This window comes from Streptomyces sp. NPDC048337 (assembly GCF_043201175.1).
In the GTDB taxonomy this organism is placed as follows: domain Bacteria; phylum Actinomycetota; class Actinomycetes; order Streptomycetales; family Streptomycetaceae; genus Streptomyces.
The window spans coordinates 1-13,277 of the sequence record NZ_JBICYR010000009.1 but is presented as its reverse complement, the minus strand read 5'-3'; the positions used below and the strand labels follow the sequence as shown (position 1 = coordinate 13,277).

The window sequence follows — 13,277 nt, the reverse complement described above, 5'->3', positions numbered from 1 at the left end:
CATGAGCGACGAAGACGTCCTCGACGCAGTCCGAGCCCTCGCCCCGGTCCTGCGCGAACGCGCCGCCGAAGCGGAGGCCCAGCGCAAGGTGCCCGAGGCGAGCATCAAGGAGCTCGCCGACACAGGCTTCTTCCGCCTCCTCCAGCCCAAGGCCCACGGCGGACTCGCCGCCCACCCCGCCGTCTTCTACGCCGCCGTCAAGGAGATCGCCAAGGCCTGCGGCTCCACCGGCTGGGTCGCCTCCGTCGTCGGCGTGCACCCCTGGCACGTCGCGCTCTACGACCCCCGCGCACAAGAAGAGGTCTGGGGCAAGGACCGCGACACCCGCATCTGCTCCTCCTACGCCCCCACAGGCCAGGTCACCCCCGTCGACGGCGGCTTCACCCTCAGCGGCCGCTGGCACTTCTCCTCCGGCTGCGACCACACCGACTGGGCCCTGCTCGGCGGACTCGTCACCGACGCCGACGGCCGGCCCGTGGACATGCGGACCTTCCTCGTCCCCCGCTCCCAGTACCGCGTCGACGAGGTCTGGGACACCGTCGGACTGCGCGGCTCCGGCTCCAACGACATCACCCTGGACCAGGTCTTCGTCCCCGAGCACCGGGCCCTGAGCTTCGGACCGGTCACCGCCCTCCAGGTCCCCGGCCACCGGGTCAACCCCGAGCCGCTCTACCGGCTCCCGTACGCGGCCGTCTTCACCACCACCATCTCGACCCCGATCGTCGGGATCGCCGAAGGCGCGTACGAGGACCACGTCGCCGCCACCCGCGAACGCTTCCGCATCTCCTACGGCCAGCAGGTCGCCGAGGACCCCTTCGCGCAGGTCCGCATCGCCCGCGCCGCCAGCGACATCGACGCCTCCTGGCTCCAGCTCCGGCGCAACATCACCGAGCTGTACGCCCTCGCCGAAGCCGGCGCGGAACTGCCGATGCCGCTGCGCACCCGGGCCCGCCGCGACCAGGTCCTCGCCACCGAGCGCTGCGTCGCCGCCGTCGACCTCCTCATGGAGAACGCGGGCGGCAGCGCGATGCGCACCGGCCCCAACCCCGTCCAGCGGGCCTGGCGCGACGTCCACACCGGGCGCGGCCACGCCGCCAACGACCCCGAGCGGGCCCTGGTCCTCTTCGGCCAGGGCGCCCTCGGCCTCGACATCCAGGACACGATGCTTTGAATCCTCCCCTCCGAAGAGGGGATTCCTGGCTCACGCCGCCTGTTGGACCAGCGGCCCATCAGGTCTTCCACGATCAACGCCAGCCGGGTTGAAACCAGCCCGGATCGTAGGGATGCGAAAGGAGGACGTGCGTGCTTGGCTCTCGCGACGCAATGTCCACAATGCGTGCTATCGGTTCGGGCGGGGGCTCGTACACGTTTCAGAACACCTCGCGCACCGTAAAGGCCGGCGCGCTCACCCTCCACTTCCACGAGGCCGGGCCCGCGCACCCGGACGCCCCCGTCGTGATCATGCTGCACGGCGGCGGCCCCGGCGCCTCCGGCTGGTCCAACTTCGGAGGCAACCTCCCCCACTTCGCCGAGCACTTCCGCACCCTGCTCGTCGACCAGCCCTGCTACGGCCGCTCCGACAAACCCGAACCCGACCGCGACTACTTCACCTACAGCGCCCGCGCCCTCGTCGCCCTCATGGACGAACTGCGCATCGAGCGCGCCCACTTCATCGGGAACTCCCTCGGCGGCGGCACCGCCACCCGCCTCGCCCTCGACCACCCCGACCGGGTGGACAAGCTCCTGCTCATGGGCCCCGGCGGGATCTCCCTCAACCTCTTCTCCGCCGACCCCACCGAAGGCATCAAGCGCCTCTTCGAGTTCAGCCTCGCTCCCGAGCCCACCCGCGAACAGATGCGCACCTTCCTCACCACCCTCGTGTACGACCCGGCCATCGTCACCGACGAACTGGTGGAGGAGCGCTACCGCCAGGCCACCGACCCCGAGGCCGCCCTCGGCAACGCCCGAATGGCCGCCTCCTTCGCCACCTGGCCCGAGGACACCATGCTCTGGCGCGAGGCCCACCGCATCACCCGGCCCGTGCTCCTGACCTGGGGCCGCGAGGACCGCGTCAACCCCGTCGACGGCGCCTTCCTCGCCCTGAAGGCCATCCCCGACGCCCGGCTCCACGTCTTCCCGCGCTGCGGCCACTGGGCGCAGACCGAGGCCGCCGCCGAGTTCAACCGCCTCGCCACCGACTTCTTCCGCCACTAGGAGCCTTCACATGGACATCCGCGCACTCGGCTACCTCCGCATCGAGACCGCCGACCTCGCCGCGTGGCGTACGTACGTCCTCGACATCCTCGGTATGACCGAGGCCCAGGGCACCACGGACACACAGCTGAACGTCCGCATCGACGACCGCATCCACCGCTTCCAGTTCGTCACCGGCACTCAGGACCGGCTGCTCGCCGCCGGCTTCGAGCTTCCGAACGCCCGCGCTCTGGAAGACGCCGCCGCCGAGCTGGAGGCCGCCGGATACGCCGTCAAGGAGGGCGACGCCGCCACCCTCGCCGACCGGCGCGTCCAGGGCCTGGTCCACTGCGAGGACCCCAGCGGCAACCCGCTGGAGCTCTACTGGGGCCAGGCCCAGGACCACACCCCGCTCGCCGCCCCCTACGGGAACCGCTTCGTCACCGGCGATCTGGGCCTCGGCCACGTCGTCCTCCCGGCCCCCGACACCGAGGCCACCCTCGACTTCTACGAGAACCTCCTCGGCTTCCAACTGCGCGATTCGATGAAGCTGCCCCCGGTCGCGGTCCCCACCGGCGAGCCCGGCCGCGACTTCCACTGGATGCACTTCCTCAGCCCCAACCGCCGCCACCACAGCCTCGGCCTCTACCCGGGCGCGCTGCCGCCCGGCATCGTCCACTTCATGGTCGAGCTGGGCACCCTCGACGACGTCGGCTACTGCCTGGACCGGATGAACAGGGCGGGCATCCCCATCGCCTCCACCCTCGGCCGGCACTCCAACGACCACATGGTCTCCTTCTACGCGCAGGCCCCCGGCGGCTTCCAGGTCGAATACGGCTGGGACGGGCTGATCGTCGATCCCGCCACCTGGACGGCGAAGGAGATCACCGCGGACAGCTTCTGGGGCCACCAGTGGAACGGCTGATCGACCCGGCCGCGTTCCGTGAGGTGCTCGGCTCCTTCGCCTCCGGCATCACCGTCGTCGCGGCCGCCGGGGACGACGGCCGCCCGGTGGGCCTGGCCTGCCAGTCCTTCGCCTCCCTCTCCCTGGACCCGCCGCTGGTCCTGCTGTGCGTGGGCCGGTCCTCCTCCAGCTGGCCCGCCGTACGGGCCGCCGGACGGTTCGGGGTGAGCATCCTCGCCGAGGAGCAGCGGGCGGTCTGCGAGGCCCTCGGGCGGCGCGGCGGCGAGAAGTTCGAGGGCGTGGACTGGGAGCTGTCGGAGCACGGCGCCGTCCGCGTCCGAGGGTCGCTCGCCACCGTCGACTGCGCCCTCGAAGCCGTCCACGAGGCCGGGGACCACTACCTCGTGACCGCCCGGGTCCTCGAACTGACCGCCCGCGACGGCGGATCGCCCCTGCTGTACTTCCGCAGCGCCTACGCCACCGGAGCCTTCGGATGACATCTGAGCACGAGTCCGCATACGAGTATGACGTGGTCGTGGTGGGGTCCGGCGCGGCCGGCCTCGCCGCGGCCGTCACCGCCCGACTGCGCGGCCTTTCCGCCCTCGTCGTCGAGAAGACCGACAAGTACGGCGGCTCCACCGCCCTGTCCGGCGGCGCCATCTGGGTCCCCGGCAACCTCCACCTCGACCGGGCGGGCCTCGCCGACACCCACGACAAGGCCCGCGCCTACCTCGACGCCACCGTCGGCGACCGCGTCCCGGCCGCCCGCAAGGACGCGTACCTTTCCCACGGGCCGTGCATGGTCCGCGAGTTCCACGACCGCACCGAGATCCGCTTCATGTACACCCCCGGCTACCCGGACTACTTCCCCGAGGCCCGGGGCGGCATGGCGCAGGGCCGCTCCGTCGAGCCGTGCATCGTGGATCTCAACCGTCTGGGCGCCCTGCGCCACGGCATGCGCCGGGCGGGCCTGCCCACCTACGGGCTGACGATGACCTCGTACGACTTCCGCTTCCTGAACATGGTCGGCCGCACCTGGGCGGGCAGGAAGACGTCCCTGAAGGTCGGGGCGCGGGCGCTGGGGGCGCTGGTCACCGGCCGCAGGCTGCTCTCCCTCGGCGAGGCGCTGATCGCCCGGATGCGGCTCTCCCTGGACCGGCTCGGCGGGGAGCTGTGGCTGTCGGCGCCGCTGACCGGGCTGGTCACGGACGCCGCGGGCCGGGTGACGGGCGTACGGGTGGACCGCGAAGGCCGCGAGGTGACCGTACGTGCCCGGGGCGGGGTGGTACTGGCCTCGGGCGGGTTCTCGCACGACCAGGCGCTCCGGGAGAAGCACCTGCCCGCGCCCACCTCGACGGCCTGGACGCACGCCTCGGAGGGCCAGACCGGCGACGCCCTGCGGCTCGGTGAGGAACTGGGGGCCGCCACCGACCTGCTGGACAAGGTCTGGGGCGCGCCCTCGGTGTGCCCGCCGGGCGAGAAGCCGTTCTTCCTGGTCGCCGACCGCGGCATCCCGGGGATGGTGATCGTCGACGAGGCGGGGGAGCGGTACGCCAACGAGGCGCTGCCCTACCACGCGTTCGTGGACCGGATGTACGCCGCCGACCGCCCGGAGGCCAGGACGGTGCCGTCCTGGCTGATCCTCGACACCCGCTCCAAGGCCCGCTACCTCTTCGCCGGCCTCTTCCCCGGGCAGCCCTTCCCCGCGTCGTGGTCGAAGAGCGGCTTCCTGAGGAAGGCGGACACGGTGGAGGAACTGGCCCGGCGGATCGCCGCGCCCGGCCTGCCCGCGGCCGTCCGCCGCTTCAACGCATTCGCCGAGGCGGGCAGGGACGAGGACTTCGGGCGCGGCGAGAGCGTCTACGACCGCTACTACGGCGACCCGACCCTGCCGAACCCGAACCTGGCGCCGCTCGTGAAGGCCCCCTTCTACGCCGTCCCCGTGCACCCGGGGGACATCGGCACCAAGGGCGGCCTCGTCACGGACGGGGACGGCCGGGTGCTGCGCGAGGACGCCACGCCCATCGAGGGCCTCTACGCCTCCGGCAACTGCTCGGCGGCGGTGATGGGGGAGACCTACCCCGGGCCGGGCGCGACGATCGGCCCGGCCATGGCCTTCGGCTGGGCCGCGGTCAACGCCATCGCCGCGGCCCTCGGCGGTCAGGACAGCTTGCCGTCGTAGTCCGGCAGCTTGACGGTGCGCTCGGCGTGCCCGCCGACCAGGTCGCTCTCGTTGTTGCCGATGTTGGCGATGATCGTGTAGCCGCGGGCCTCGATCTCGGCGCGCTTGCCGGTCTTGTAGGCGCTGACCTGGTCGAACAGGTCGGGCAGATCGCGGACGTAGAGCCCGGAGACCGGGTAGCCGACCGCCTTGAGGTTCCGCTCGGTGAGGGAGTACACGATCCCGGGGCGGGCGGTGACGAAGAAGACGGCGACCCCGCGGTCGTTCGCGTACCGGGTCAGCTCGCGGACCTTGGCGATCGCGGGGGTCGGGAACGTCCAGAACCAGTGGAAGTCCGTCTCCAGCGAGGTGTTGTCGATGTCGAGGACGATCGCGGGCTTCTCACCGGCGGGGGAGGCGGCGATGCGCTGCTCGATGGCGGGGCGGGCGGCGTCGATGACGGCGGCCACGTCGCGCTGCCAGGTGGCGTAGTCGATGCCGAGGATCGCCGCGTTTCCGCCAGGTGCGGATGCGGTGACGGACGCCGGCGCGGCCGGGGCCGCCTGGGCGGCGGTGGCCGGAACCAGGGTCAGGACGGCGGCCGCTGCGGCCACCGCGGCGGCGGTGGTGGCGGTACGGGTGCTGCGCATGGGGGACGCTCCTCGATCACGCGTTGGCATGTACGTGATCAGAGTTGGCGAGATCCACACCGATGTCTACTGGTCGGTAGGAAACTTTTTGTGGCCACGCGGTGAATCCGGTGGGACTCAAGTCCGGAAGCACCGCGTCCTGTTCGGGGCTAGGTATCGCAGTCCAGGACGGTGTGGCACAGCCCGCACCGCGCCCTCAGCCGTCCGCGCACCGGCACCCGCAGCCCCTGCCCGCACACCGGGCAGGGGAAGCTCACCCGCAGGCCGCCGTCGCGGCGTTCGAAGCGGTATGCCGTGCCGTACGCCGCCCCCTGCCCCGAAGCCGCCCCGGCCCGGCGGTCCTTGGCGTAGCGCAGCCGCGCCACCGGGCCCGCGGCGGTCAGGGGAGGCCGGCGCAGGTCCCGCTCGGCCATGGCGCGGCCGCGCGCGTAGGCCTCGTACGCCTGCGGGCTGGTGAACCAGGCGGAGAGGTCCTCGCCGGTCAGCCGGGAGCGGCGGGCGAGGACGTACCCGAACTCCTCGGGGGTGAGGTAGCCGAGCTTCTGGTGGGTCAGGGCGTCCTCGCGGTACGCGTCGAGCAGCAGCCAGCCGACGCCGAGGTAAGCGGCGGCGGTGTCGGTGAGGATCTCGTTCTCCGCGGTGGCCGGGAAGGACAGGCCCAGGCGGTGCAGCAGGACGTGGGTGACCTCGTGGGCCAGGGCCGCCGCCAGATCGCGCCGGTGGACGCGGAAGCGGTCGTTGGCCTCGATGAAGTACTCGGGCCCCGCCGCGAGCTCCACGGTGGCCGCCTCCTCCATCGGCCGGAAGCTGACCACCATGCGCGCGTCGGGCAGCCGCAGCGCGCGCACGATCGCCGAGGCCACGCGCTGGGCCCCCAGGTGCAGGTCGTCGTCGGTCGTGAAGGTGGCGTCGGCGGGGGTGAGGCTGTCGGCGTAGGCGCGGATCCCGTCGGCCGAGAGCCGCCGGAAGAGCGCGGTGATCGAGGCGCGCACCGTCTCCAGGTGGGGAAATCCGTGCTCGATCGGGCTGCGGCGCCCGCCGTTCTCCGTCATGCCGCCTCCAGGGCCGGAAGTTGTCCGAAAACGCGTTCTTGATGCCCGCCATACGTCGGATGTGTCATGGACTCGTCATTCACCCGATGGCACGCACGGCCCAACCCCCCACGAAAGGCAGTGTGTTGACTGTGAGTACCCTTGTGCGGTTCATGAAGCGGACCCTCGCCGTCGGCGCGGTCGCCCTCGCCGCCGTCAGCCTCCAGCCCGGCTCCGCCACCGCCTCCACCGCACCCGTCGTCGGCGGCACCCGCGCCGCCCAGGGCGAGTTCCCCTTCATGGTGCGCCTCTCCATGGGCTGCGGCGGCGCCCTCTACACCCAGCAGATCGTCCTCACCGCCGCCCACTGCGTCGACGGATCCGGCAACAACACCTCCATCACCGCCACCGCCGGGGTCGTCGACCTCAACAGCTCCAGCGCCATCAAGGTCAAGTCCACCAAGGTCCTCCAGGCCCCCGGCTACAACGGCTCGGGCAAGGACTGGGCGCTGATCAAGCTCGCCAAGCCGATCAACCTCCCGACGCTCAAGATCGCCGAGACCAAGGCCTACGACAACGGCACCTTCACCGTCGCCGGCTGGGGCGCCACCCGCGAAGGCGGCGGCCAGCAGCGCTACCTGCGCAAGGCCACCGTCCCCTTCGTCTCCGACGCCGACTGCCAGGCCGCCTACGGCAGCTCCCTCGTCCCGGGCGAGGAGATCTGCGCCGGCTTCCTCGACCAGGGCGGCGTCGACACCTGCCAGGGCGACTCCGGCGGCCCGATGTTCCGCCGCGACAACGCCGGAGCCTGGATCCAGGTCGGCATCGTGAGCTGGGGCGAAGGCTGCGCCCGGCCCGACTACCCCGGCGTCTACACCGAGGTCTCCACCTTCGCCTCCGCGATCAAGTCCGCGGCGGCCACCCTGTAGCCCCTCCTCCTCCTTCCGGCCGGTCGGCAACCGGCCGGAAGGACGAGGCGCCATGCCCCGAATGTACGTAACGTCGGCTGACGGGCCGCGAGGCTGCGGTTGCGGGCCGACCTCCGCACCGGTCCCATGGAACGAGACCATCGGCATCGGGCGACAGTGGGGCAGGCAGCGCATGGCGATCAGAGTGGTCATCGCGGACGACCAGGAGATGGTCAGAACCGGATTCCGGATGATCCTCGAAAGCCAGCCGGACATCGAGGTCGTCGCCGACGTCGTCGATGGCGAGGCGGCACTGGCCGCGGTCGCCGAACACCGCCCCGACGTCCTCCTGCTCGACATCCGCATGCCGAAGCTCGACGGCCTGGAGGTGACCCGCCGCCTCTCCGGCACCACGGGCCCCTCCGGCAGCACCGACACACCCCGCATCGTCATCGTCACCACCTTCGACCTCGACGAGTACGTCCACGCGGCGCTCCACGGCGGAGCCTCCGGCTTCCTCCTGAAAGACGCCAGCCCGGCCATGCTGGTTGAAGCGGTACGCGCGGCCGCCGTCGGCGACTCGCTGGTCTCCCCGGCCATCACCGTTCGCCTGCTGCGCGAGATGGCCCCGCGCACCCCCGCCGCCCAGGCGGCCCGCCGCCCCGGCGAACCCCTGACCGAGCGGGAACGCGAGGTCGTCCGCTGCCTCGCCCGCGGCCTGACGAACGCCGAGATCGCCCGCGAGCTCTTCGTCTCCCTCTCCACGGTCAAAACCCACCTGGCCAACGTCCAGGCCAAACTCGACGCCCGCAACCGCGTCGAAATCGCCGCCTGGGCCTGGGAAAGCGGCCTGGCCGCCACAACGGCGTGACCCCCGGTCCCCCCGCCGGCCAAATCCAGCCCCGCCGGCGTTCGAGGCGCGACGTCCGGGGCGGAGCCCCGGGGAGCCGGGGCGCAGGTGCCCCGACGCCGGGCGCCCCCGCCGCCACGGGCCCTCGTACGACCAGCGGCCCCCGCGGGGGAGCGGCACCGTGAGCCCCCTCTCCGGCTGGGCCCGCCGCAACCCCCACACCGCCAACTGGGTCCGCCTCTGCCTCTCCCTCGTCCTCCTCGCCCTCGTCACCTTCGAGGGCGTCGTCCTGGCCCGCCAGCCCAGCGCCCCGCACGCCACCGTCTGGGTGTCCGGCATCCTCGTGTGCCTCAGCGCAGCGCCCTGGCCCCGCATCCCCCTCCTCGCCCGCGCCTGGTTCGCCGCCACCGTCACCTGGACCGCCACCCTCCTCCTCATCTTCGGCAACCACCCCATCGTCGTCTGGGGCGGCGGCGAGGCCGTCGCCCTCCTCGTCCTCCTCACCCAGGTCCTGCTGCGCGCCCCCGCCCGGACCGCCGCCGTCCTCGGCCCCCTCCTCGGCCTCGGCTGCATGGCCGTACCCGTCCGGGACACCGACCCCGGCCGGTTCACCCTCCTCTTCTCCGTCCTGACCGTGGTCGTCGGCGCGTTCTCGCTGCTCCTGCGCCTCCAGTCGGTCCAGCGCGTGCGCGAACTGCGCGCCGTCCGCACCGCCGAACGCCTCGAGCTCGCCCGCGAGCTCCACGACCTCGTCGCCCACCACGTCACCGGCATCGTCGTCGAGGCGCGCGCCGCCCGCTTCACCAAGGTCTCCGCGGAACGCGCCGGCGAGATCTTCGGCCGGATCGAGAGCGCCGGCGGCGAGGCCCTCGGCTCGATGCGCCGCCTCGTCACCGTCCTCCGCGAGAGCGACGGCCCCGACGGCACCGAAGCCCCCGGCGGTCGCACCAGCCCAGTCGCCGGCCTCGCCGACATCCGCGTCCTCACCGAACGCTTCTCCGTCACCGGCCCGCCCGTCGTCCTCTACGTGGAGGCCGGCCTCCAGGACCGCCTCCCCGCCGACGTTGCCGCCACCGCCCACCGCATCGTCCTGGAGGCCCTCACCAACATCGGCAAGCACGCCGCGACCGCCACCGCCGTCCGCATCGGCCTGCGCACCGTCCCCGCCGGCCTGGAGGTCCGTATCGCCGACGACGGCGGCCGCCCCGCCAAACTCTCCGAGAACGCCCGCGGCGGCGGCTACGGCCTCGCGGGCATGGCCGAACGCGCCGAGGCCCTCGGCGGCTCCCTCACCGCCGGCCCGGCCCCGGAAGGCGGCTGGCTGGTCACCGCGACCCTGCCGCTGTAGGGGCGGCCGCGGCCGGTATCCGTCTCACTGGCCGACTGCCCGAACGAACACCCGCCCCCGCCACGTATTCTCGGGAACCATGAACAACAGCGACATCGACGAGACCGACGCGCACGTCTCCGCCGAGCTCGCCCGCCTGCGGGACAGCATCGACAACATCGACGCGGCCGTGGTCCACATGCTCGCCGAGCGCTTCAAGTGCACCCAGCAGGTCGGCCACCTCAAGGCCAGGCACCACCTGCCCCCGGCCGACCCCGGCCGCGAGGCCAGCCAGATCGCCCGGCTCCGCCAGCTCGCGGAGAACGCCAAGCTCGACCCGGCCTTCGCCGAGAAGCTCCTGAACTTCATCATCGCCGAGGTCATCCGCCACCACGAGACCATCGCCGCGGCCGAAGAGTAGACCCCCCGTACCCCCGCGCCTCAAACGCCGGCAGCGGCAAAATCCAGCCCCTCCGGTGTTTGAGGAGCGGGGTCCGGGGCGGAGCCCCGATCTTTGCGCCGCACGGGCCCACCGCCCAAGCCACGCCGGCCCGCCCGGCAGGGCCCCGGCAGGGCCTGGTGCCCCCTACGGCCCAGCGCAGCGGTGGGGCAGCATGGGCCCCATGTCCGCACTGACGCGCAACGAAGCGCAGCTCCGAGCACAGCTCCTCGACGTCCACCACTACAACGTCGGCCTCGACCTCACCACCGGCGACGACACCTTCGAGTCCGCCACCGTCATCCGGTTCACCACCCGCACCGCCGGAGACACCTTCCTGGAGCTGAAACCGGACCTCCTGCGCTCCGTCGCCCTCGACGGCACGGCCCTCGACCCGGCCGCCCTCGACGGCAACCGCTTCCCGCTCACCGGCCTCACCCCCGGCCCCCACGAGCTGCACGTCGACGCCCGCATGCGCTACTCCCGCACCGGCGAGGGCCTGCACCGCTTCACCGACCCCGCGGACGGAGAGACGTACGTCTACACCCAGATGTTCCTGGACGACGTCCAGCGCGTCTTCCCCGCCTTCGACCAGCCCGACCTGAAGGCCGTCTTCGAGTTCACCGTCACCGCCCCCGCGCACTGGACCGTCCTCACCAACGGCATCACCACGCGCGTCGGCGACCGGGACACGGACGGCGGCGCCGCCGGCCTCTGGCAGTCCGCCCCGACACCCGTCATCTCCACCTACCTCGCCGCCGTCGCCGCCGGCCCCTGGCACAGCGTCCGCACCGAGCACGCCGGCCTGCCCTTCGGCATCCACTGCCGCCGGTCCCTCGCCCCCCACCTGGACGCCGACGCCGAAGAGATCCTCTCCGTCACCACGGCCTGCTTCGACCGCTACCACGAGAAGTTCACCGAGCCCTACCCCTTCGACTCCTACGACCAGGCCTTCGTCCCCGAGTTCAACGCGGGCGCCATGGAGAACCCCGGCCTCGTCACCTTCCGCGACGAGTTCGTCTTCCGCTCCGCCGTCACCGACACCGAACGCCAGCGCCGCGCCATGGTCATCGCCCACGAGATGGCCCACATGTGGTTCGGCGACCTCGTCACCCTCGCCTGGTTCGACGACATCTGGCTCAACGAGTCCTTCGCCGAGTACATGGGCTACCAGACCCTCACCGAAGCCACCCGCTTCACCGGCACCTGGACCGAATTCGGCATGGAGCGCAAGCCCTGGGGCTACGACGCCGACCAGCGCCCCTCCACCCACCCCGTCGCCCCCGACCCCGACGACGTCCCCGACACCGCCTCCGCCCTCCTCAACTTCGACGGCATCTCCTACGCCAAGGGCGCCTCCGCCCTGCGCCAGCTCGTCGCCTGGCTCGGCGAGAAGGACTTCCTGGCTGGCATCAACACCCACTTCGCCCGCCACAAGTTCGCCAACGCCTCCCTCGCCGACTTCGTGGACTCCCTCGCCGCCCACACCGAACGCGACGTCCACGCCTGGGCCGACGTCTGGCTGCGTACCACCGGCATCGACACCCTCGCCCCGCAGATCGACGAGGCCGCCGACGGCTGGACCCTCACCGTCGACCGCCACGGCAGCCGCCCCCACCACATCGCCGTCGGCGTCTACGACCACGACCCCGTCGACGCCCGCATCCTCGAACTGCGCGAACTCCTCGACCTCGACGTCCCCTCCGGCGACGTGGTATCCGCGAGCGGACCGCGCCCCGCCCTCCTCGTCCTCAACGACGCCGACCTCACCTACGCCAAGGTCCGCCTCGACGAAACCTCCGTCCAAACCGCCCTGAGCGGCCTCTCCGGCATCCCGGACCCGCTCACCCGCGCCGTCGTATGGAACTCCCTGCGCGACATGGTCCGCGACGGCGAACTGGAGCCGGAGGCCTACCTGATGACCGCCGCCGCCCACCTGCACCAGGAACGCGACCTGGCCGTCGTCCAGGGCGTCCTCGCCTTCGCCCGCAACCACATCGCCGTACGCTACGTCGCCCCCCAGGAGCGGCCGGCCGCCCTGGCCACCATCACCTCCATCGCCCGGGACCTCCTGCGGCGCACCGAGGACGGCTCCGACCCCGGCCTGCGGCTCACCGCCGTCCGCGCCCTCGTCGACAGCGCCACCCAGCCCGACACCATCGCCGCCTGGCTCGCCGACGACACCGTCCCCGGCGGCCCCGAGCTCGACCCCGAACTGCGCTGGCGCATCCTGGCCCGCCTCGCCGTCCTCGGCGCGGTGGGGGAGCGGGACATCGACGCCGCCCTCGCCGCCGACCCCAGCGCCACCGGCGAGGAAGGCGCCGCCCGCTGCCGCGCCGCGCTCCCCACGGCCGAGGCCAAGGCCGCCGCCTGGCAGCGCCTCTTCCACGACGACAGCCTCTCCAACTACCTCTTCAGCGCCACCGCCCAGGGCTTCTGGCAACCCGAACAGGCCGACCTCGTACGGGAGTACGTGACCCGCTTCTACCCGGAGGCCGTCGCCCTCGGCGCCCGCCGAGGCCCCGCCATCGGCGAGGCCGCCGGCCGCTGGGCCTTCCCCGCCTACGCCATCGACGAGATCAACCTCCGGGCCGGCCGCGCCTGCCTGGACAACCCCGACATCCTCCCGCTGCTGCGCCGCAAGCTCGTCGACCAGCTCGACGACCTCGCCCGCGCCCTCCGCATCCGCACCCCCTGACCCCACCGGCGCCCCCCCCCCGGGGGGGGGGGGCCCCCCCCACCCCCCCCCCCGGGGGGGGGGGGCGGGGCCCCCCCCCCCCGGGCCCCGCCCCAATCGGGCCCCCCCGCGGGCGT

At 72.6% G+C, this 13,277-nt stretch carries 12 protein-coding genes; 10 read left to right on the top strand and 2 right to left on the bottom strand.

Going from position 1 to position 13,277, the window contains the following annotated elements; translation table 11 throughout:
• Position 1: 1 nt before the first annotated feature.
• From hsaA to ACGFYU_RS16865, 5 genes are all read left to right on the top strand, one after another.
• Complete coding sequence (hsaA, locus tag ACGFYU_RS16885) at positions 2–1,171, top strand: 3-hydroxy-9,10-secoandrosta-1,3,5(10)-triene-9,17-dione monooxygenase oxygenase subunit (protein ID WP_393828055.1); 1,170 nt, start codon at positions 2–4, stop codon at positions 1,169–1,171.
• 161 nt (positions 1,172–1,332) lie between these two features.
• Positions 1,333–2,214 (top strand): 4,5:9,10-diseco-3-hydroxy-5,9,17-trioxoandrosta-1(10),2-diene-4-oate hydrolase, encoded by an 882-nt coding sequence (gene hsaD / locus ACGFYU_RS16880; RefSeq protein WP_393828054.1) that lies wholly within the window; start codon positions 1,333–1,335, stop codon positions 2,212–2,214.
• Positions 2,215–2,224: 10 nt separating this feature from the next.
• Complete coding sequence (locus ACGFYU_RS16875) at positions 2,225–3,118, top strand: VOC family protein (RefSeq protein WP_393828053.1); 894 nt, start codon at positions 2,225–2,227, stop codon at positions 3,116–3,118.
• Entirely contained in the window at positions 3,106–3,594 is a 489-nt protein-coding gene (locus ACGFYU_RS16870; protein WP_393828052.1) for a flavin reductase family protein, read from the top strand. The genes ACGFYU_RS16875 and ACGFYU_RS16870 overlap by 13 nt, the downstream gene beginning before the upstream one ends.
• Positions 3,591–5,279: an FAD-dependent oxidoreductase gene (locus tag ACGFYU_RS16865; RefSeq protein WP_393828051.1), complete on the top strand. Its 1,689-nt coding sequence runs from the start codon at positions 3,591–3,593 to the stop codon at positions 5,277–5,279. Before ACGFYU_RS16870 ends, ACGFYU_RS16865 begins: the two co-directional genes overlap by 4 nt.
• On the opposite strand, the gene ACGFYU_RS16860 is transcribed toward ACGFYU_RS16865, so the two are convergent.
• Both ACGFYU_RS16860 and ACGFYU_RS16855 read right to left on the bottom strand, forming a co-directional pair.
• Entirely contained in the window at positions 5,258–5,908 is a 651-nt protein-coding gene (locus tag ACGFYU_RS16860; RefSeq protein WP_393828050.1) for an HAD family acid phosphatase, read from the bottom strand. The two genes, ACGFYU_RS16865 and ACGFYU_RS16860, sit on opposite strands and share 22 nt — an antisense overlap.
• A gap of 149 nt (positions 5,909–6,057) precedes the next feature.
• Entirely contained in the window at positions 6,058–6,960 is a 903-nt protein-coding gene (locus ACGFYU_RS16855; protein ID WP_393828049.1) for a hypothetical protein, read from the bottom strand.
• Positions 6,961–7,112: 152 nt separating this feature from the next.
• On the opposite strand from ACGFYU_RS16855, the gene ACGFYU_RS16850 reads away from it, so the two are divergent.
• The 5 genes from ACGFYU_RS16850 (at position 7,113) to pepN (ending at position 13,161) form a co-directional block, all read left to right on the top strand.
• Complete coding sequence (locus ACGFYU_RS16850) at positions 7,113–7,868, top strand: serine protease (protein WP_393828263.1); 756 nt, start codon at positions 7,113–7,115, stop codon at positions 7,866–7,868.
• 172 nt (positions 7,869–8,040) lie between these two features.
• Positions 8,041–8,718: a response regulator gene (locus ACGFYU_RS16845; protein ID WP_393828048.1), complete on the top strand. Its 678-nt coding sequence runs from the start codon at positions 8,041–8,043 to the stop codon at positions 8,716–8,718.
• Positions 8,719–8,878: 160 nt separating this feature from the next.
• Complete coding sequence (locus ACGFYU_RS16840; protein ID WP_393828047.1) at positions 8,879–10,045, top strand: sensor histidine kinase; 1,167 nt, start codon at positions 8,879–8,881, stop codon at positions 10,043–10,045.
• Between the two features lie 79 nt (positions 10,046–10,124).
• Positions 10,125–10,445, top strand: coding sequence for a chorismate mutase (locus ACGFYU_RS16835; protein WP_393828046.1), 321 nt, complete (start codon positions 10,125–10,127; stop codon positions 10,443–10,445).
• Between the two features lie 202 nt (positions 10,446–10,647).
• Positions 10,648–13,161, top strand: coding sequence for an aminopeptidase N (pepN, locus tag ACGFYU_RS16830; RefSeq protein ID WP_393828045.1), 2,514 nt, complete (start codon positions 10,648–10,650; stop codon positions 13,159–13,161).
• Positions 13,162–13,277: the final 116 nt, after the last annotated feature.